This is a genomic window from Collinsella sp. SGI.184 (assembly GCF_050313415.1).
GTDB lineage: Bacteria > Actinomycetota > Coriobacteriia > Coriobacteriales > Coriobacteriaceae > Collinsella.
In genome coordinates this window covers 134,814-156,372 of the sequence record NZ_JBNPLJ010000001.1, presented here as the reverse complement: position 1 = coordinate 156,372, position 21,559 = coordinate 134,814, and the positions used below count along the sequence as shown (strand labels likewise).

The window sequence follows — 21,559 nt, the reverse complement described above, 5'->3', positions numbered from 1 at the left end:
ATTCTCCTAAATCAACTTCTCGAAAGCTCTTGCGTAGTCAACGGCGACCTTGTCCCAGGAGTACTTCTCAAGGACGGTCGTGCGAGCGGCGGCGGCCATCCGCTCGCGCTCGGGCTCGTCATCCATGACTCGCGAAATCTTCCTGCGGAGTTCATCGCCGTCGTTGTAGCGCTCGACACCAGCGAGGTCCACTTTGAGTGAAGAATCAACGAACACGGGTCGACCGCTTGACATCGCCTCGATTACAACTAGGCCGAAAGCTTCGGCCTTTGTTGCAAACAGGCTGCATTTCGCAAGGTTATAGTACCTATTCAATTCCTTGCCGGGCTTCAATTCGCCTAGATAGGCCACTCGCTCGCCGATACCGTAGCTAGAGGCAAATGCATCCAGAGAATCCTTGTATTCCTGGTCGATGACACCACCCGCGTAAATATATGCGAGGTTTTCCCTCTCTTTCATAAGGGGGGCGATCAACTTGAGGGCGCCCATCTGGTTCTTTCGATCGCACACGGACCCCACCTGGATGATACAGTCCATATCGGCAAGGCCAAGCGATGATGCCAAATCAGCGACCTCAGACGATTCGCAAGGACGATAGGCCTCGGTATCGACGCCGTTAGCGATCAAGGTAAGCTTAGAAGCGTCAACACCAGCATGCTCAGTGATGAGGTTGATCGCATCGGCGTTAAGGACGAACGACTGGTCGGCGCGTTTCATCGCATCGACCTCTTGGAAATAACGCCTCTTTATCGTTCCCTCAATGACATCCCAGTCGTCATGCCAGATATAACTGTGGACCGTGTAAGCCACTGCAACCTTCGAGCGCAGGCTTGACGGTACCAACCTATAGAAAAAGAAGGCATTGTACTGGTTATGGAAGTGAAGAAGGGCCTTATCTCCAGCAGGAAGCTGATAAAGCACCCTTTTGAGAACCCCGGCGAGCTTGATCGAGTATACGACTCGCTTGAGCTTATGCTTGATGCCCAAAGCCTCATCGGTCGCCCCAAAACCCTTGGGCATAGGGACTTCAAGGATGGAAAGGTCCGTCGGGAGACGATTAGGATCCTCGATATCTACTACCGTCACATCGTGTCCGAGCTTTATGAGAGAGCGGGAAAGGTTCTCCACGACAATCTCAGTTGCAGCCCCCTTATCTGCGGGAATAGACGTATAGCCCGTTCCTATTTCGAATATCCTCATTTAGAAAACTCCTCAGATTGTCTCTTCATAGCCCCAGCGTAAATATCGGTCAAAGCATCCAAGTAGCGCCCGGGGGACATGGGCTCGAATGAGGCGCAGTTGGCCGCATATCGCGAACATCTTTCGGGGTCGTTCCAGAGCGAGACCAGCTTTGATTCAAGGTCGGACGAATTGCGGAATTCAAATAGCTCGCCGGTCACGCCCTCGTCAATGAGTTCGGGGATTCCACCGATACGAGCGCCAAGTACGGGGGTGCCAGAACAGAGTGCCTCGAGAACCGCGAAAGGCGAGTTCTCGAGGCACTCTGACGGCATGACCGCCAGAGTGGCTCGTCCTACTATTTCTCGAAGAGCATCGCCCGTATTGAAACCAAGGTTCTCGACATTAGGCGTGCCATTCATGCGCCCCGCAAGAGGTCCCTTACCAGCAAATTTGAACTGAATCTCTGGGTGTTTTTCTGCAATATCAAGGAGTGTTCCCACGCCCTTATCTCGATTAAATGCTCCAAAATAGAGCACGTAGCGCTCCTTTTTATATGAGCGACGCTCGAGATTGGTGAAATTGGGAAGATGGACTGTCTTTCCATTGAACTCAGGCACACGATCAAACTTATTCTTCATGTACATACTTGGACAAATAGCGCAGTCCAGAAGTCCGTACACTTTTTTGCGATGCCAGTAAGTAGATTCAATTGCCGCGACGACACTCTTTGCTCTGCCGCCTCTCGTGCATTGAGAAATGGCACAACGAGAATAGCGGCCATCGAGACAACGGTCGCAAATCTCATAAGTTGAGTTGTTCATGCACCCATCACACGGAACAACAGAATGATAATCGTGCATAGTCATAACGAGACAAACAGGTTTGCTTGAAACGACCTTATATCGATGTGCGGCAACGATAACGGCAGGAGTTAAGTGGTAGTGAATATTATTCAAATGAATGACGTCAGGCTGAAACGAATCGAGGAGCTTTGAGAAGCTCTTGAAAACGGCTTTAGAGTTGATTGTATTCGCAACATCAAGAACTCTAGAAACGCCCTGTCGCCCACCGAGCTCAATAGCCGGAGCATAAATGCCATAGTCATTTCCAACGACCCTATTTGAATCTTCCATTCCATAGTACTGAACGTCATGACCGGCTGCACTCAGCAGTGAACCCAAATCGAGCAGATAGGTCTCAACACCACCGCGTCGAACGAGAAACTTACTAACTTGGAGAATTTTCATTTAGAGCTCCCCTTTATACAGAGAAAGGGTCCGCTCGACGACGGAATCCCAGTTGTAGGTTTTCTCGACATGGACCTTAGCGGCGGCGCCGAGGGCGGCCGCGCGATCGCTTTCGGTGAGCAAGCCCTGCAACGCGAACTGCAGCGAGCCAATACTCCCCTTCTCGAACGTCACACCGTTGCCAGCAAGCACGTCCGCGCACTCGGGGATATCGCTCGTCATACAGCAGCGACCGTATGCCATGGCCTCCAGCAGGCTCATGGGCATGCCCTCCACGTCTGAAGGGAGCACGTAGGCATAGCAGTTGGAGTACAGCTCCTCCAAGGGCTCACCGCATACGAAGCCGATGAAGAGGATGCGAGGGTCGCCCTGCGCGGCCTCGCGAAGTGACGCCTCGTACTCGGAGGTGTCCGAACCGCCGCCGGCGATGACGAGTCTCTTTTCCGTGTCGAGATTCTTGAACGCCTCGATCAGGAGCTCGGGGCGCTTCTCGGGGACAAGCCTGCCCAGGTACAGCAGGTAGGAACCCGCATCGAGCCCCCACTTCTGTTTTATCTGGTTGACCGGCCTCGGCTGCTTTGGCTCGATACCGTTGGGGATGAACCTCGCGGTGCGGCCGTAGGTGTCCTCGAAGTAGGACTGTGCGGACTTGGACAGCACGATGAGGCCATCTGCCTTGGTGGCCGCGGCCCTCTCCCCCATCTTGATATACGTGCTAGCGAGCTTGCCCCACTTAGCGCGCTGCCAGTCCAAGCCGTGGATGGTTGTCACGGTCCGGACGCCGGCACGCTTTGCCAGGGGAAGCGGCACGCAAGGGCCCTCAGCGTGATAGTGGATTACATCAGGCCTGTCCTTGATGGCCGCCAGGGTGGCAAAGTATGAGGAACTCAGTGCAGCAAGACCCCTTTTGTCGATTGTTCTCACGGGAACGACGCGCACACCGTCGACCGTGCGCTCGCGGCCATCCGCGGCGTCACCGGTCATGACATCGATGCCGGAACGGTCGTAGCAGGTGACCTCGTGGCCGAGCGCCGCCATGCGGCGGGCGAGCTCGGTCACGACGACCTCCACGCCGCCCTCGCGGGAGCCGTATCTCTTATGTCCGATCATCGCGATGCGCATCTAGCACGCACCCTTACCGGTGATGACCTCGATCACCGTGAGGACGACTATCTTCAGGTCCGTGACGGGACCGCGTTTTGCGATGTACTCAAGGTCGCGCTGGACCATACCGTCGAACCCGGTCGAGTTGCGCTCCGTCACCTGCCACCAGCCGGTGATCCCGGGCTTCACGGCCAGGCGCTGCAGGTCGTACTCGGTGTACTCCGCCACCTCGTTGGGCAGCGGCGGACGCGGGCCGACGACGGACATCTGGCCCAGGAACACGTTCAGGAACTGCGGGAACTCGTCGATGGAGTGCTTGCGGATGAACCTGCCGATCTTGGTGACGCGCGGGTCTTCCTTCATCTTGAACATGGCGCCGGCGATCTCGTTCTGCCCCTTGAGCTCGGCGAGGCGCTCGTCGGCGTCCTTGTACATGCTGCGGAACTTCCACATGCGGAAGGTGGACAGGCTGCCGTCGCGGTGGGTCTGGCCCACGCGGATCTGGCTGTAGAACGGGTTGCCCTCGCTCTCCAGGCGGATGGCCGCCGCCAGCACCAGGCTGGGTATGGCGATGACTACCAGCACGCAGCCGCTGAACACGATGTCGAAGACGCGCTTGGCGATGCGGTAGGCAAGGCGCGTTCGGTCCCAGTCCTTGAGGACCTGCATGGCCTTGTAGCGCATGCTCACGTCGCCGCCGTTCATGGCCTGGGCAACGAGCGCGGCCCCCACCGGCGCTCCTTCTGAATATTCAGTTTTATCTGACCCTATTTCCTTCAAACCTACGTCCCCGCCCCCGGGGATCCTCCCTGTCCGTTAAACAGTCGCCCGCAGCTAGGCGATCGCCTTTTTAAGGTTTCGCATTGCGCGCTGCTCGGCCGAAAGCACGGCAAGGCCAACGCGGGTAGTCACGCGTCGGCCGCACAAGTCGAGCTCCAAATAAGCAGTGCTCTTGCGTCTGTTAATGGATTTGATAAGGCCTTCGTGGCCCAGCAGCGGACCAGCCGTCACTACGACCTGGTCGCCGTCCTTTAGGGCCTCGCTCATGGGCACTACGCGCTCTCCCCTATGCGTAAAGCTGCCAATAAGCTGAACCTCTTCTTTTGCCAGCGGCACAAACTGACCGTCCTGGGATAGCACCCGGGCAAAGTCGTCCATGCGCAGCAGATACTGTTGCACGGTGCGGGGATCTGCCGTATCGCAGATAAGGTAACCGGGAAAAAGCGGCTTGGTCGTGTTGACCCATTCGCCGTGAACCTTGATCTCGGTTTGAAATTGGGGATAAAAGAGCTCCTGAATGGCGCCAGCCGGCACCATGCGCTCAATGCGCTCGCGCATTACATTTTCGCGACCATTAATGACCTGGATCACATACCACACGAGCACCACCCCCTTGCTGTCTTACGTGTGGCTCACGGGGTTTAGGTATGGCTTCGCCAGGGCGCTTGTGCGCGAGGGCGCTCCATATTCAAACCCTGAGCCCAGTTAGACAAGCGCGTGGCTCTGCCCCACCGTGAACGGTATGTATAAGTGCAGTTGCTAGAGTCGCGGACGTGTATCGCAAAATGACCGCGACCCCAGCTGGCTGCGTGCGATCCAGTCAAGCGGGAAAAAACTGAATCGCACGCAAACAGCTTTAGGACTGCTGCGATGAGTCATGGAATATCGAGTCGAAAGAACAGCTTGCACATAGACAAGCACAAAGTCATTCGATGCGATACGCATGACGACGCTATTGGAGCTCGTGGTTTTTCTGGCACCGCCGTTACGGCCGGATGCTGATCGACCCTGTGCTTTGCGGCTTGCTGGAGCCGTGAACACAGTTGAACCCATATAATGTTAGTTATCCTAGCACAGCAGGTAGCCCATACGTTTTGGGGTGTGTTTAGCAACATATTGGTTACTTGCCGTGGTTATGGGAGATATTGTGCCGCCTTGCACACATTGACGCAGGTTTATGGGGGTGTGTGGGTCGATGAGCACTGCCTGAGATGTATTGGTGGCGGCGTGAATTGCTCAAACTATTATGTTTGGCTAACAAACTTTGTACAAAACGGGGAGGTAATTGCGCAACTTTTTACAGGATGATGCGATCGTCACTATGGATTGTGGCGTGGACACGTATGAAAAAAGGCCTTCGGTTTTCCGAAGGCCTTGCATTCACGATGGTGGAGACGAGGGGGATCGAACCCCTGACCTCTTGACTGCCAGTCAAGCGCTCTCCCAGCTGAGCTACGCCCCCGTGACGAGGAGATACTATAGGGGAAGATTTTGCTTGATGCAAGAGATTTTTGTTGAAACTTTTTCTTACGGGTTTTCCTGGGACGGGGCTGAATTGACTGATTTTGACTTCGGCAAAATCAGTCAATTAACCCACCGTCCCGATAAAACCCTCACGCGGCGATTGCCCACTCGCCCACCGTCCCGATAAAACCCTCACGCGGCGATTGCCTGCTCGCCCGCCGTCCCGATAAAACCCTCACGCGGCGACTGCCTGCTCGCCCGCCGTCCCGATAAAACCCTCACGCTGCGGCACCTTACTTGTAAAGGTAAGCGATGGCCGTGCCGGTGTGGATTTGGATCGTGGCCGTTCTTCTAACGACGTTAGAGATGCCGGTGTCGGCTAGTAGGGCTAGCGGGGCGTGGTCCAGTTCCCACTCTAGGCCGTGTTCGCTTATCTCTGTGTTGGGGGCTATGGCGATGATGGAGAACGTCTTGCCCTCGGCACCCTCGATGGTCCACGACTCGCCTGTGTGAAGGATGCGGGCGACCACCTTGTCCTCGGCAATCCAAATGGGAGCATCCTCGTAGCCCGCAAGCAGCCCAGTTACGGAAAGCGCCATGTCCGGGCGACCGCCGGTGGCGCAGGTCGCAACCACCTCGGCACCCGGCCAGCGGCGTCGGACGGAATCGAGCGCCAGCGCCAGATCGGTATAGTCCTTGTAGGGGTCGTGGCGCTCTACCTCAAAGGCCTCGGCGGCATCCACCAACGCGCGACCGGCGTCGCTCACCGTGTCGGCATCTCCTACATACACGTCGCAGCCCAGGCCGGCGCCCAGCAGCGCGTCGAGCCCGCGGTCAACGGCGACAACGTGGTCGCACTCCCCCGCTAGTCGACGCAACAGATCCGCGCTCGCCACCACCGGCGAACCACATACCACTAATACCTTACAAGCCACAGCCCTCGCCTAGCCCTCAAACGAAAGCACACGGGCCAGGTCCAGGTCCTCATAGCTATCGATAAAGATATCGCAGTTGTCGCGAACCTCGTCGCGCTCCATACGGCCGTGTGGGTCATAAATGCCCACCCGCTTAAAGCCTGCAGTGCCAGAGCTCTTAAGGCCAAAGACCGCGTCCTCAAACACCCACGCGCGCTCAAACTGGTGACGGTGGCGCTCTTCCAGGCGACGCAACGCCAGCTCGTACACATCGGGGAACTGCTTGGAGCGGCCCGCCTCGCCCGTCGTGGTAATAAACTCCATATAGGCGTCGAGCCCCGCACCCGCGAGTGCGGACTGCACCAGCTCGGCCGGCGTAGACGTGGCCACGCACATAGCAACACCGGCCAATTTCGCCTGCTCCAAAAATGCCAGGAGCCCCTCGCGCGGCGGCACCTTGGAGTAGCCATCAATCAGGATGTCGCTCAGCTCGCGATACAGCTCCTCGCCATTTTCGCCAATGCCCCAGGTGTCGTGGTAGGCCTGGCACTCGTCCTCGAGCGACAAATGCTCAAACTGGGCAAAATCGTCAATCGTTACATCAATGCCGTGACGCCGCAATAGTTCGGGCTGCGCATAGCCCCAAACGGGGGTGCTATTTACCAGTGTGCCGTCGCAATCAAAAATAAAAGCAACATTAGAGGCGGCTGTGTGGTTCATTCGCAAACCTTTCAATGTCAAATGGTAAACAACCTGCTAAAAACGTTTTACCAAACGTAAATCTAAAAATCTTGAAACCCTAATTGGTAAAACTGTCAAGAGTTTTACCATCGCAATTCTGTCAGTGGCATAAACATGGCGCTCACCGATTAAACGCCACCGTAAATCCACTTTCGTCCATAAAAGTAACGGACAGGTGTTATTGTGGTTTTTGCCGAAAGTTCCACCGTGCACGCGAGGTGGGACGACTCATAGAGCTATCGCCGTCCCTTCGATTCGTGCAGCCTTGGACCTTTCGCATCTAGTCACCAAGGCAACACGCTGCCGCGTCATGATGGGATCAAACGTGAGCGATACAAAGCTAAAGCCAGCAACCAAAAAGCCCGCTACCCGTAAAGCCGCCCCGCACGCACCGGAGCTCACCAAGGACGATGTCTATCTGTTTGGCATTGGAATGTGGGAGCGCAGCTGGGAAAAGATGGGCGCGCATCCCGACACGCAGCAGCGCACGCGCGGCTGGCGTTTTTGCGTTTGGGCGCCCGACGTTAAGAGCGTCCACGTTATCGGTGAATTCAACAATTGGGACGAACAAGCCAACCCGCTGGTGCCCGTACACACGAGCGCTATCTGGGAAGGCTTTATTCCTGGCGCCGAGCAGGGCCAGCTCTATAAATACCTCATCGAGACCAACGAGGGCGAAAAGCTCTACAAGGCCGATCCGTACGCCTTTAAGGCCGAGTGCCCTCCGGGAACGGCGAGCGTGCTGTGGACCCTCGATGGCTACCAGTGGAACGACGCCGCGTGGCTCAAGCGCCGCGCCGGCCACAACCACATGTCGCAGCCGCTCAACATCTACGAGGTGCATATTGGCTCGTGGAAGCGCCACGGAGACGAGCCACAGGGCGAGCCGGACGAGTACGGCAACTACCCCGGTCCCATGGACCCCTTCCCTGCGCAGCGCGGCGAGTTTTACACCTACGACGACCTGTCGGTGGAGCTCGTGGACTACGTGCGCGATATGGGCTACACGCATATCGAGGTCATGCCGCTTATGGAGCACCCCTTCGATGGCTCCTGGGGCTACCAGACGACCGGCTACTTTGCCGCCACGTCACGCTACGGCAACCCGCAGCAGCTCATGCACTTTATCGATGCGTGCCACGAGGCGGGCATCGGCGTGATCATGGACTGGGTGCCCGGCGGTTTTTGCGCCGACTCCCACGGCCTTGCCACCTTTAACGGCCACATGCTGTTTGAGCACGAGATTCACCCCAACTGGGGCACGCACAAGTTTGACTTCGCCCGCGGCGAGGTCCGCTCCTTCTTGGTCTCCAACGTGCTGTACTGGATCGAGAACTTCCATGTGGACGGCATTCGCATGGACGGCGTGTCAAGCATGCTGTACCTCAACTTTGGCATTGACGATCCTGGCCAAAAGAAGTTCAACAAGTACGGTACCGAGGAGGACCTGGACGCCAGCGCGTTTATCCGTCAGGTCAACTGCGCTGTAGAGGCGCACTACCCCGACGTGATGATGATGGCCGAGGAGTCCACCGCGTGGCCGCTTGTGACCTATCCGCCGCAGGATGGCGGCCTGGGCTTCCACTACAAGTGGGACATGGGCTGGATGAACGACACCCTGCACTACATGCAGACCGATTTTCCGTGGCGCCCCGGCAACCATGGCTTGCTCACGTTCTCCATCATGTACGCCTTTACCGAGAACTTTATCTGCCCGCTGAGCCACGACGAGGTCGTGCACGGCAAGTGCTCGCTCATCGGCCGCATGCCGGGTGACTGGTGGCGCCAGTTTGCCGGCCTGCGCACGCTCGCCTTCTACCAGATGACGCACCCCGGTGCCAAGCTCAACTTTATGGGCAACGAGATCGGCCAGTTTATCGAGTGGCGCTACTACGAATCTATTCAGTGGTTCTTGACCGAGCAGTATGAGACCCATGCACACCATCAGGCGTTCATTAAGGCGCTCAACCACCTGTATACCGCCGAGCCTGCCCTGTACGAGCGCGGCTACAATGACGACGGCTTTACCTGGATCGACGCGGACAACTCCAAGCAGTCCATCGTGAGCTTTGTGCGTCAGGGCGAGGACGTCGATGACGACCTCGTGATCCTGATCAACTTTGACCCGGCGGCCTACGGGAGCTTCCGTGTGGGCGTGCCGCGTGAGGGCGACTGGGAGGTCATCTTTGACTCCGACCGTCCCGAGTTTGGCGGCAGCGGCTATGCTGGCGAGGAGCCCTACACCTGCTCGAGCGAGCCCTATCCCTGGAACGGGCAGATGGACTCCATCGAGATTAAGGTGCCCAGCCTGGCAGGCGTGGTGCTTAAGCGTCGCGGCCCCAGCAGCTATAAGCCGCCCGTGGTCGAGGAGCCCAAGAAGGCGACCCGCAAGCGTGCGTCCTCGGTAAAGCCCAAGCCAGCGGCCGCCAAGAAGGCTCCGGCCAAGGCGAAGGCTACGACCACTAAGGCGAAGGCTAAGGCCGCCGCAAAGCCCGCTGCCAAGGCTACCGCGACCAAGAAGCCGGCTGCCAAAAAGGCCGCTGCCAAAGCCAAGTCTGCTTCTGTTAAGTCGTCACCTAAGGATGCGTAACAAAGGCGTTACCACTGTAATTTCCCGCCCCGCGGGGGCGTAGGATACAAGTCACAGCCGTTCCGGGAGAAACATCCCCGGGGGAAGGAACGTATGAATAAGATCTTCGACAACAAGCAGGAGTTTACCGAACTCTATCGCGATGCCGTCATGAGCATTAGCGGCAAGAGCGTCGAGGCAGCCAGCGACCTGGATCGCTTTAACGCCCTGGCCAAGCTCGTGGCCGAGAAGGCCCGCACCGTTGCCACCAAGAGCGACGCCCGCGCCACCGCCGAGGGCAAGAAGCGCGTGTACTACTTCTCGATCGAGTTTTTGATCGGCCGCCTGCTCGACAACTACCTGCTCAACTTTGGCGTGCGCGACATGGTCGCCGAGGCGCTCGACGATATGGGCCTTGACCTGTCCGTCATCGAGAGCCAGGAGCCCGATCCGGCGCTGGGCAACGGTGGCCTGGGTCGTCTGGCCGCATGCTTCCTGGATTCCATGGCAGCCGAGGGCATTGCCGGCTACGGCAACGGCATGCGCTACCGCTACGGCCTGTTTAAACAGGAGATCGTCAACGGCAGCCAGGTCGAAACCACCGACGAGTGGCTCACCAACGGCTATCCCTGGGAGGTCCGTCGTCAGGACAAGGCCGTGACCATTAAGTTTGGTGGCCGCGTCGAGGGCTTTGAGGAGAACGGCCGCACGTTCTATCGAACCGTGGACACGCAGGACATCCTGGCCGTCCCTTATGACATCCCCGTGGTGGGCTATGCCGGCGAGACCGTCAACAAGCTGCGCGTCTGGGCCGCTGAGCCGGTCGAGGAGCACTTCGATCTGGAGGCCTTCAACCGCGGCGACTACGCCCTGGCCGACGCCGAGCGCGCCGAGGCCGAGGCCATCAGCGCCATCCTCTACCCCAACGACGCCGGAGAGCACGGCCGTCTGCTGCGTCTGAAGCAGGAATACCTGTTTGTCTCGGCCGGCATCTATAGCCTGCTTGACACCTTTGAGAAGGAACACGGCGCGAACTGGGAGCTGTTGCCGCAGTTTGTGGCCATCCACACCAACGATACGCACCCCGCCATGTGCGGCCCCGAGCTCATGCGCATCCTCATCGACGAGAAGAAGCTCGAGTGGGATGACGCCTGGAACATCGTGACGCAGGTCGTGAGCTACACCAACCACACCATCCTGCCCGAGGCCCTGGAGAAGTGGCCCATCGGCACGTTCTCCAAGCTCCTCCCCCGTGTGTACCAGATCATCGACGAAATCAGCCGTCGTTGGCATGAGTCGTTCGATACTACGCAGGAGGGCTGGCAGGAGCGTCTGCGCCAGACCGCCATCCTATGGGACGGCGAGGTTCGCATGGCCAACCTGTCCGTGATCTGCAGCCACAGCGTCAACGGCGTGGCCAAGATTCACTCCGATATCATCAAGAACAATGTGCTCAAGGACTTCTATGCCCTGACGCCCGAGAAGTTCAACAACAAGACCAACGGCATCTCGCACCGCCGCTTCTTTGCCGAGGCCAACCCCACCTACGCCAAGCTCGTGACCGAGGCCATTGGCGACGGCTGGCTGAAGGACGCATTTGAGCTGGAGAAACTTAAAGGTTTTCAGAACGACACCGAGTTCCTTAAGGCCGTGGGTGCCTCCAAGCGCGCCAACAAGGAGCGCCTTGCTGCCTACGTTAAGGCAGAGACCGGTCTGGTTATAGACCCCAACACCGTCTTCGATGTTCAGGTAAAGCGTTTTCATGCCTACAAGCGCCAGCTCATGAACATCATGAAGGTGATGGACATCTACAACCGTCGCATCGCCAATCCCAACTTCCACGTGACACCGACGACCTTTATCTTTAGCGGCAAGGCTGCCTCGAGCTACACCTTTGCCAAGGAGACCATCCGCCTGATCAACTCGGTGGCCGAGGTCATCAACAACGACCCGCGCGTCAACGAGGTCATGAAGGTCTGCTTTATCCCCAACTTCCGCGTGAGCAACGCCCAGCTCATCTACCCTGCCGCCGAGATTTCGGAGCAGATCTCCACAGCTGGCAAGGAGGCCTCGGGCACGTCCAACATGAAGCTCATGATGAACGGCGCCATTACGCTGGGCACCCTCGACGGCGCCAACATCGAAATCGCCGATTTGGCCGGCCGCGAGAACGAGGCGATCTTTGGCCTGACCGCTCCCGAGGTCGAGCAGCTCTGGGCATCGAACAGCTACTTTGCGTGGGATACGCTCAACAATGATCGCGAACGTCTGGGCCGCGTGATGGATGAGCTCAAGGACAACACGTTTGCCGGCCTTTCGGGCAACTTTGAGAGCATCTACAACGAGCTTATGAACAACAACGACCCCGATCTGGTCATGGCAGACTTCCGCAGCTACGTGGATGCATGGGAGAAGCTCACGGGCAGCTATGGCGACCAGGAGACCTGGAACCGCAAGGCCCTGCTCAACACCGCCTCGAGCGGCTGGTTCTCGAGCGACCGCACCATTCGCGAGTACCGCGACGAGATCTGGCACGCTTAAAGGCCGCGAGTTCCCTTTGCCGCACGGCATTACTCGACGGGCGCGACCGAGCGCCGCGCCCGTCGCTAATGGGTTTAGGAACATCGATGACAGAAGGAGAAACCGATGAGTAAGAAAGAATGCATCGCGATGCTCCTCGCAGGAGGACAGGGCAGTCGATTGGGGGCACTCACCCAAAAGATCGCTAAACCGGCGGTTAGCTTTGGTGGCAAGTTCCGCATTATCGACTTTTCGCTGTCTAACTGCTCCAATTCGGGCATCGACACGGTGGGCGTTCTGACGCAGTATCGTCCCTACCTGCTGCATGCCTACGTGGGCTCTGGCGAGGCGTGGGATCTGGACAGCCGCGACGGTGGCGTGTCGATCCTGCCGCCGTACGAGACGCAAACCGGTGGCGCATGGTATGCGGGCACGGCCGACGCCATCACGCAGAACCTCGACTACATTAAGTCCAACGACCCCAAGTACGTCCTGATTCTTTCGGGCGATCATCTGTATCGCATGGACTACCGCAAGATGCTCAAGACGCACATTGAGAACAACGCCGACCTCACGGTGAGCGTTATGCCCGTGCCGTGGGAGGAGGCCAGCCGCTTTGGCATCCTGACCACCGACCCCGAGGACGGCCGCATCACCAAGTTTACGGAGAAGCCCGAGAAGCCCGATTCAAACCTCGCGTCCATGGGCATCTACATCTTCTCGGCCGACGTGCTGGTCAAGGCGCTCGAGGAGGACGCTCTGGACCAGCGCTCGAGCCACGACTTTGGCAAGGACATCATCCCCAAGCTGCTCGCCGAGGACAAGCGCCTGTACAGCTACGAGTTCCACGGCTTTTGGAAGGATGTTGGCACCATCGCCAGCTTCCACGAGACCTCGATGGACCTGCTGGGCAACAACCCCGAGTTCGATCTGTTTGACAAGAGCTTCCCCATCATGTCCAACATCACCACGCGCCCGCCGCACTACATTGGCCCGGACGGTCGCCTGGACGACTGCCTGGTCTCAAATGGCTGCAAGATCTACGGCACCGCTCGCCACTCGATCCTTTCGACCGATGTCATCATTGAGGAGCGCGCCGTGGTCGAGGACTCCGTGCTGCTGCCGGGTGCGCACGTTAAGAGCGGCGCGCACATTTGCCGCGCTATTTTGGGCGAGAACTCCACGGTCGAAGAGGGCGTGAAGCTCGGCTCTGTCGATACCACCAAGGATACGGCCGTCGTTGGAAATGACGTCGTTGTCGGGAAGGGGGAATGATCCGATGATCAATCGCAAGGCCATCGGCTATATCACCGCTAACTACTCTTCGACCTACGGCAGCGTGCTGCTCAAGGATCGCCCCATCGCGTCGATTCCGTTTTTGGGCCGCTACCGCCTGATCGACTTTCCGCTGTCCAACATGATGAATGCCGGCATTAAGACCGTCGGCGTTGTCATGCCGGGCAACTACCGCTCGCTGATCGACCACGTGGGCTCGGGCAAGGACTGGGGCCTGGACCGCAAGAACGGCGGCCTGTTCATGGTGCCCGGCAACGCGTATGGCACCACCAAGGGCGGCATGCGCTTCTTGCTCCGCGACATCATCTCCAACAAGACGCTGTTCCAGCGCTCGGACAAGCCCTATGTTGTGATGATGGGCACCAACGTCATCTTTAACATGGACCTCAACACCATCATCGAGGCGCACGAGAAATCCGGTGCCCAGATGACCGTGGTGTACTGCAAGGCCACGCACAACATCGAAGACGAGACCAAGCTCGATATCAACGAGAACGGCCGCCTGACGGGCGTGAGCGCCGGCGTCGCGTACGGCGACAACGCCTCTATGGACTGCTGCATCGTCAACCGCGAGACGCTGCTCGAGATCATCGACCACTACCAGGCCGCCGACTATCTGGACCTGCTCGAGGCACTCCAGGGCGACTTTGGCAACATCGACGTGTGCAGCTACAAGTACAAGGGCGAGGTCGTGGGCGTGTTTAGCGAGAAGTCGCTGTATCGTCGCAGCATGGACCTGCTCGACCAGACCGTGGCCGATCAGCTCTTTGACCCCGAGCGCCCGATCCTGACCAAGGCCCACGACGTGCCGCCTTCGCGTTACGCGACCGGCAGCCACGCCTGCAACTCGATCATCTCGGCCGGCTGCATCATCAAGGGCACCGTGCGCAACTCGATCCTGTCGCGCGGCGTTGTGATCGAGGAAGGCGCCTCGGTGACCAACTCGATCATCAACCAGAGCTGCATCATCAAGAGCGGCGCCCGTGTTGAGAACGCCATCCTGGACAAGAACAACGTGGTTCCCACCAACACCGAGCTTCGCGGTACGCCCGAGAACATCCTGGTGCTGGGCAAGGCTCCGTTAACTTCCGATACCACCATCGCTCGTTAACGTTGGCACCACATAATCGCACGTAACTTGTAGAATAGTCGCCCGGTTAGCGCCAGGCGACTATTCTCGAATTGCAACATGGGAGACATAATGGCACAAACCAGCAAAAAGATGCAGATCGTGTTTGCCTCGGCCGAGTGCGCGCCGTTTGTTAAGACCGGCGGCCTGGGTGACGTGGCGGGCTCGCTGCCTGCGGCACTCGTGCGCGCTGGCGCCGAAGTCATTGTGATGGTGCCCAAGTACGCCACCATCAAGGACGAGTACAAGGCGCAGATGGAGCACTTTGCCGACTTTTACGTGAGCCTGAGCTGGCGCAACGAGTACTGCGGGTTGGAGAAGCTCGAGCACGACGGCGTCACCTATATGTTCGTGGACAACGAGCACTACTTTGCGCGCGACTATCCCTACGGCTTCTTTGACGACGGCGAGCGCTTCGCGTTTTTCTCCAAGGCCATCACCGAGAGCCTGCAGCACCTACCTGAAGGCTTTGAGTGCGACATCCTGCACTGCAACGACTGGCAGACGGCGCTGGCGCCCGTGTTCTTGCGAGAGTTCTACCAAGGGCTGCCGCTGTACGACCGCGTCAAGACCGTGTTCTCGATCCACAATGTGGCGTTCCAGGGCCAGTTTAGCGACACCGTGATGGAAGACATACTGGGTATGGCGCATATTCCGGCAGCCGCCACGCAGTTGCGCTGTGACGCCTGCAGCATTAACTATATGCTGGGCGCGCTGCACTATGCCGATGCCATCACCACGGTGAGCCCCACCTATGCGGGCGAGATCCAGACGCCCGAGTTTGGCGAGGGCCTGGACGGCGTGCTGCGCGAGCGTTCGTACGCTCTGCAGGGCATCCTCAACGGCATTGACGTTGTGGGTTTTGATCCGGCGACCGACAAGCGCATTGCCGCCAACTACACGGTTGATGACCGCGCGGGGAAGGCCGTATGCAAGGCCAAGCTGCAGGAGGAGCTGGGGCTCGAGATTCGCGACGACCGCCCGCTTATGGTGATGGTCACGCGCCTGACGCGACAGAAGGGCATGGACCTGGTCATGTACGCGCTCGACCGCATCCTGTCCGGTGGCGTTCAGGTGGCCGTGCTGGGTACCGGCGACCGCGACTACGAGGACGGCCTTCGCTACTTCCAGGGCAAATACCCCGGCACCATGGCGGCGCGTATCGAGTTTGACCCGGCGCTTTCGCAGCGCATGTACGCCGCCGCCGATATGTTCCTGATGCCCTCGAAGTTTGAGCCCTGTGGCCTGTCGCAGATCATCGCCATGCGCTACGGCACCCTGCCCATTGTGCGCGAGACCGGTGGCCTGAAGGACACCGTGCAACCGTACAACGAGTTTACCGGCGAGGGCACGGGCTTCTCATTTAGTCACTTTAACGGCGACGAGATGGGCGACGCGGTGTTCCGCGCGGCTCGCCTGTTCTGGGATAACCGCGAGGCCTGGAATCAGCTGGTCACGCAGGCCATGAGCCAGGACTTTAGCTGGACACGTTCGGCCGATAAGTATCTGGACCTGTACTTCTTTATGCACCCGGAGATTGAGAGGCCGGTGGCGGTGGAGGCTGCTGCGGCTGTGGAGGAGCCGGTGGCAGTGGAGGCTGCTGCGGCTGTGGAGGAGCCGGTTGCCGCTGAGGCCGAGCCTGCGGCACCCGTTAAGGAGCCCGCTGCTGCCGAGGCCGAGCCTGCGGCACCCGTTAAGGAGCCCGCTGCTGCCGAGGAGCCCAAGGCCGAGGAGAAGCCGGCTGACGACGGCGAGGTAAAGCCCACGGCGAAGCCTGCCGCCAAGAAGACGACGACCCGCAAGACGACGGCTAAGAAGGCCACGACCACGAAGGCCGCTACGAGCAAGACCACCGCTGCCAAGGCAACCACCACGCGCAAGCGTACGACCGCCGCTGCCAAGAAGGCCGTCGAAGCCGAGGCCGCTCCCGAGGTAAAGGCCGAGGCCACCGCTGAGGCTACCACTGCCGAGGCTAAGACCGCGGCAAAGGCTCCGGCCAAGACCGCTGCCAAGAAGACGACCGCGACCAAGACCGCGACCAAGACCGCGACCGCCAAGAAGGCCACGGCTACGAAGTCGCCGGCGACCAAGGCTGCTACGACGAAGGCCGCCGCGAAGACGGCCCCGAAGGCTGCTGCAAAGCCCGCCGTCAAGGTCGAGGAGGTGCCCTCCGAGCCCAAGGCCGAGGCAACGGTCGAGGCAAAGCCGGCCGCCAAGACCACCACACGCAAGCGCGCCACGACAACGGCCAAAAAGGCTACGACCAAGACAGCCGCTCCCAAGGCAGAGGCTAAAGCCAAGGACAAACCCGCAGTAAAGGCCGAGCCGGAACCGAAGGCCGCCGAGGTCAAGACCGCTCCAAAGGCTACGGCAAAAACCGAACCCGCCAAGAAGGCCCCGGTCTCCCCCGCCGCTCCAACCGAGGAAAAGGCTCCGACCAAGAAGACCTCCGTCCGCAAGGCAACGGCCACCCGCAAGCGCCGCTAGTCCACAGACGATCTAAAACCTAACAAAAACCCTAAACAAGGGGCGCTCCAACTGGGCGCCCCTTCTCTGTAGATAGTTGATAAAACGATTTTCTAGGACAACCGTTCGCCGATAGTGAGCGACTGTAGTTTATACAACTAAAGTGCAACGGATATACTTATGCACTGTGCGTTAAGCCCATGACCCGCTGGCCATGATTGTATAGAACTGGACCGTACTATGAGATTGATACACAACAGCCGCCTGACGCAGTTTCGCACTCCTTTTGGCGCTGTGACCACTGGAACTTCCGTTTCGCTTTCGGTGATTTTGGAGGATGCCGACCCCAACCAGGCAACGCTCACCCTGCGCACCTGGGTCGACGGCATCGGAGAGACCTTAATCCCCATGGAGCACAAGGGCGATGGCATCTTTACCGGTGAGCTCAACTGCGCCGAGCCCTGTCTTGTATGGTACAGCTTTATATGCAATATCGAAGGTCAGCCCGAGGTCCGCTTGGGTGCGCCGCAGGGTCGCACCGGCGGCGAGGGCGTTGTATACGACTACGCCGAGGTTCCGTCCTTCCAGATTACCGTCTACAAGCACCGCGAGAACCGTCCCACCTGGTACGAGCACGGCATGGTCTACCAGATCTTCCCCGACCGCTACGCCCGCGACGAAAACTGGCGCGAACGCACGCTGGCCGAGGTCGAAAAACCGCGTAAGGGAATCCAGCGTCGCATGGTCGAGGACTGGAACGAGCCGCCCGTGTACGAGCGTGCCGAGGACGGATCCATCAAGACCTGGGATTTTTACGGCGGCTCGCTCAAGGGTATCCAAAATGACCTGCCCCGCATTGCCGAGCTGGGCTTTACGGCCATCTACCTCAACCCGATCTTTGAGGCCGCGAGCAACCACCGCTACGACACGGCCGATTACACCAAGATCGACCCGATTCTGGGAACCGAGCAGGACTTTACGGAGCTATGCGAGGCGGCCGAGAAGCTCGGCATTTCCATCATCCTGGACGGCGTCTTCAACCATACGGGCGACGACTCGATCTACTTTAACCGCTACGGCAACTATCCCGGCGTCGGCGCGTGGCAGAGCGAGGACTCCCCGTGGCGCGATGCGTTTACCTTCCACGAGGACGGTTCGTATGACTGCTGGTGGGGCGTGAGCAACATGCCCGCCCTCAACGAGAATTCCGAGCTCGTGCGCAAAAAGCTTCTGGGCAAGGACGGCGTCATTCGCAAGTGTCTGCGCGCCGGTGCCCACGGCTGGCGACTCGATGTGGCCGACGAGCTTTCCGATGACTTCCTGGCCGATATCAAGGCCGCCGTGCTCGAAGAGAAGCCCGATGCGTTGCTGCTCGGCGAAGTCTGGGAGGACGCCTCTAACAAGATCAGCTATGGCCATCTGCGCCGTTATCTGCAGGGCTCCGAACTCGATTCCGCCATGGACTACCCCTTCCGCGACATGGTCATCGGCTTTTTGATGGGCTACAAGGACGCCTATCAGGCTGCCGAGGACATTGAGACACTGCGCGAGAACTACCCGCGCGAGGCACTGGCCTGCGCGCTCAATCTGCTTTCGAGCCACGACCGTCCGCGCATTATCTCGGTGCTCGGCGGTGGTCCCGACGAGTCGCAGCTACCCGAGAGCGAGCGTAGCAAATGGCGCTTGGACGAGAACTCCATGGACCTGGCCAAGAGGCGCTTTTGGTTGGCGACGCTCATGCAGATGACCTTCCCCGGCGTGCCCTCGATCTATTATGGCGATGAGTACGGCCTGGAGGGCCTCACCGATCCGGGCAACCGCCGTACCCTGCCGACAAAGGACCAGCTTCACGATTTCGATACGTTGGCCATCGTGAAGAACGCATCCGCCCTGCGCCGCGCGTTGCCGTTTATGGTTGACGGCGAGATCAAGGCCTTCGCGCTTAACGACGACGTCCTAGCCTACACCCGCACGGGCAAAGACGGCGAGGCTGCGACTGTTATCGTCAATCGCAGCCTGCGCAATTCGCACCGCGTGACGATTCCGGCGCTCGGTGAATGCGCGAGTGACGTGATCAGCGGCCACGAGTGCGAGATCCACAACGGCACGGTTACGCTCGACCTGTACCCACTGGGCTCTTCGATCATCTATCACCATGCCGAGAGGCGCCTGCAGGAGCCGCTCGATCATGGCGCGGGCGTCGTGTGCCACATCACCTCGGTGCCGACTGACGATGGCAAGCCGGGTACGATCGGCGCACCCACGCGTCGCTTTATCGACCACCTGGCCGCCATGGGCATGCGCTACTGGCAGGTCCTGCCCGTTAACCCGACGGATTTCTTCCGCTCCCCCTATGCCGGACCCTCGGCTTTTGCGGGTAACATCGACCTGCTGCCCGAGAGTCACGAGGAGCTGGCCGCCGACTTCGCTTCTTGGAAGGCCCACGGTGGCGAAGATGCCGACCCGCTGTACACCGCGTTTAAACATCGCAATGCCGATTGGCTCGAGAAGTACTGCGTCTACATGGCCGTTAAGAAATACTTTGAGGGCGAGTCGCGCCACAATTGGCCGGCAGATGTCGCGCGCTACAACGAGCATCTGATCGACGACAAGCGCTTCCACGACGAGGCCGAGCTTCAGGCGTACATGCAGTACCGCTTTGACCTTGCCTGGTGCGAGCTCATGAACTATGCGCACAAGAAGGGCATCGAGGTCATCGGCGATATCCCGATGTATGTATCGGACGATTCGGCAGATGCGTGGAGCGAGCCCGATATCTTCTGGCTGTCCGATACCGGCAAGGCAATCGAGATCTCCGGTGCGCCGCCCGACAACTTTGCGCCCGAAGGTCAGGTGTGGGGAAACCCCACCTTCCGCTGGGATCACATGAAGGAGAGCGGCTATCGCTGGTGGCTCGATCGCCTGCGCCGAGCGTTCGCGCTCTACGACCGCGTGCGCCTGGACCACTTCCTGGGCTTCCACAACTACTTTAGTATTCCCGCTGGCAAAGCCTGTGCCGACGGCCGCTGGCTTGCTGGTCCGGGCAAGGACCTGTTCCAGACCGCCTACGACGAGCTGGGTCCGCTCAATTTTATTGCCGAGGATCTGGGCTATCTGACGCCTGGCGTTCGCGCTATGGCTTCGACCTGCGGTTTTCCCGGCATGGACGTACTGGAGTTTAGTGACTACGACGTTCGCGGCGGAATTCATACCACGCCGGGCAAAATCCTGTACACCTCAACGCACGACACTTCGACGCTCGCTGGCTGGTGCACGCGCTCCTTTGCAGGCGGCGACGAGCCGAGCGGTGCTGAGGTAGCAAGCGAGCTCATTGGCAATGCCCTGGCAAGCGATGCTCCGCTCGTTATGATGCCGCTGCAGGATGTGCTGGGGCTGGGGGACGACGCACGTATGAACGTGCCGGGTGTAGCCACAGGCAACTGGACGTGGCAGGCACAAGAGGCAGACGTTGCGGAGGCCGAAGAGAAAACTGCGAAGCTCCTGCGCAGCACCCATAGATTCTGGGGCGAAGCGTGATAAAACCCTCGATATAGGGTACAGTTACAAACGTTTGAATTTTTGCGGGCAGAGCGATCTGCCCGCTTTGTGCTGAAAAGGAAGTATTATGGCGCGCTACGAATATAAGTGCACGAGCTGCGGCAACGTTTTTGAGGTTGAGCACCCCATGTCCGAGACTCCCGAGGTCGTATGCCCCAGCTGCGGCGCCCCGGCATCCAAGACGTTCTCGGCCAGCGGCATTAAGTTCGACGGCAGCGGTTTCTACAACACCGACCAGCGCAGTGGCGGGTCCAGCACCAGCGCCACAAGCGGTTGTTGCGCCGACTGCCCACATAACCACTAGCGACAAGCGGTCCCGACACCCAGGCTTCCTGATGAGTTGCGGTGAAATAGTTCCTGAATCAGCCCTTTCAACGGCCAATCAGGATCCATTTCACCGCAACTTTTCTTTAGATCGGATTTCGGGCTGATGCTAAGTTTGTAACATTTCAAAACCCTGCCGGATTACGGGGCCGAATTGGCAACCTCTATCCATTCCGGTAATTTGCAAATTTCAACAAACCATCTACCTGCGGTTTTATTTAGGCCATTTTTGCTGTGGTCAGGCATCACCAATCTTGCCCCGTAA

General features: G+C 59.0%; 14 protein-coding genes and 1 tRNA gene. 7 read left to right on the top strand and 8 right to left on the bottom strand.

Features of this window, described 5'->3' with window-relative positions; translation table 11 throughout:
* Window positions 1–6: 6 nt before the first annotated feature.
* From ACQRAJ_RS00595 to ACQRAJ_RS00560, 8 genes are all read right to left on the bottom strand, one after another.
* Window positions 7–1,200 (bottom strand): glycosyltransferase family 4 protein, encoded by a 1,194-nt coding sequence (locus tag ACQRAJ_RS00595; RefSeq protein ID WP_427747392.1) that lies wholly within the window; start codon window positions 1,198–1,200, stop codon window positions 7–9.
* The gene (locus ACQRAJ_RS00590; protein ID WP_427747391.1) at window positions 1,197–2,429 is read right to left on the bottom strand and encodes a glycosyltransferase family 4 protein; all 1,233 of its coding nucleotides are present in this window, start codon (window positions 2,427–2,429) and stop codon (window positions 1,197–1,199) included. Before ACQRAJ_RS00590 ends, ACQRAJ_RS00595 begins: the two co-directional genes overlap by 4 nt.
* Window positions 2,430–3,551 (bottom strand): glycosyltransferase family 4 protein, encoded by a 1,122-nt coding sequence (locus ACQRAJ_RS00585; protein WP_427747390.1) that lies wholly within the window; start codon window positions 3,549–3,551, stop codon window positions 2,430–2,432. It lies immediately after the preceding gene.
* Window positions 3,552–4,265 carry a sugar transferase gene (locus tag ACQRAJ_RS00580; RefSeq protein WP_427747389.1) on the bottom strand — a complete coding sequence of 238 codons (714 nt, stop codon included), beginning with the start codon at window positions 4,263–4,265 and terminating at the stop codon, window positions 3,552–3,554.
* A gap of 102 nt (window positions 4,266–4,367) precedes the next feature.
* The gene (gene loaP / locus ACQRAJ_RS00575; protein ID WP_427747388.1) at window positions 4,368–4,913 is read right to left on the bottom strand and encodes an antiterminator LoaP; all 546 of its coding nucleotides are present in this window, start codon (window positions 4,911–4,913) and stop codon (window positions 4,368–4,370) included.
* A gap of 786 nt (window positions 4,914–5,699) precedes the next feature.
* A tRNA-Ala gene (locus tag ACQRAJ_RS00570) sits at window positions 5,700–5,775 on the bottom strand.
* Between the two features lie 295 nt (window positions 5,776–6,070).
* Entirely contained in the window at window positions 6,071–6,712 is a 642-nt protein-coding gene (locus tag ACQRAJ_RS00565; protein ID WP_427747387.1) for a thiamine diphosphokinase, read from the bottom strand.
* Window positions 6,713–6,721: 9 nt separating this feature from the next.
* Entirely contained in the window at window positions 6,722–7,411 is a 690-nt protein-coding gene (locus tag ACQRAJ_RS00560; RefSeq protein ID WP_427747386.1) for an HAD family hydrolase, read from the bottom strand.
* Window positions 7,412–7,742: 331 nt separating this feature from the next.
* Between ACQRAJ_RS00560 and glgB the strand changes: the two genes are divergently transcribed.
* The 7 genes from glgB to ACQRAJ_RS00525 all read left to right on the top strand — a co-directional run bounded on the left by glgB (window position 7,743) and on the right by ACQRAJ_RS00525 (window position 21,274).
* Complete coding sequence (gene glgB / locus ACQRAJ_RS00555; protein ID WP_427747410.1) at window positions 7,743–10,022, top strand: 1,4-alpha-glucan branching protein GlgB; 2,280 nt, start codon at window positions 7,743–7,745, stop codon at window positions 10,020–10,022.
* Between the two features lie 93 nt (window positions 10,023–10,115).
* Window positions 10,116–12,542 (top strand): glycogen/starch/alpha-glucan phosphorylase, encoded by a 2,427-nt coding sequence (locus ACQRAJ_RS00550; RefSeq protein WP_427747385.1) that lies wholly within the window; start codon window positions 10,116–10,118, stop codon window positions 12,540–12,542.
* A 105-nt stretch (window positions 12,543–12,647) separates the two neighbouring features.
* Window positions 12,648–13,796: a glucose-1-phosphate adenylyltransferase gene (locus ACQRAJ_RS00545; protein WP_427747384.1), complete on the top strand. Its 1,149-nt coding sequence runs from the start codon at window positions 12,648–12,650 to the stop codon at window positions 13,794–13,796.
* 4 nt (window positions 13,797–13,800) lie between these two features.
* Window positions 13,801–14,928 carry a glucose-1-phosphate adenylyltransferase subunit GlgD gene (gene glgD / locus ACQRAJ_RS00540; protein ID WP_427747383.1) on the top strand — a complete coding sequence of 376 codons (1,128 nt, stop codon included), beginning with the start codon at window positions 13,801–13,803 and terminating at the stop codon, window positions 14,926–14,928.
* A gap of 90 nt (window positions 14,929–15,018) precedes the next feature.
* The gene (glgA, locus tag ACQRAJ_RS00535) at window positions 15,019–17,433 is read left to right on the top strand and encodes a glycogen synthase GlgA (RefSeq protein WP_427747382.1); all 2,415 of its coding nucleotides are present in this window, start codon (window positions 15,019–15,021) and stop codon (window positions 17,431–17,433) included.
* A gap of 219 nt (window positions 17,434–17,652) precedes the next feature.
* Window positions 17,653–20,949 (top strand): 4-alpha-glucanotransferase, encoded by a 3,297-nt coding sequence (locus ACQRAJ_RS00530; RefSeq protein WP_427747381.1) that lies wholly within the window; start codon window positions 17,653–17,655, stop codon window positions 20,947–20,949.
* 88 nt (window positions 20,950–21,037) lie between these two features.
* Window positions 21,038–21,274: an FmdB family zinc ribbon protein gene (locus ACQRAJ_RS00525; RefSeq protein ID WP_154518065.1), complete on the top strand. Its 237-nt coding sequence runs from the start codon at window positions 21,038–21,040 to the stop codon at window positions 21,272–21,274.
* Window positions 21,275–21,559 lie beyond the last annotated feature (285 nt).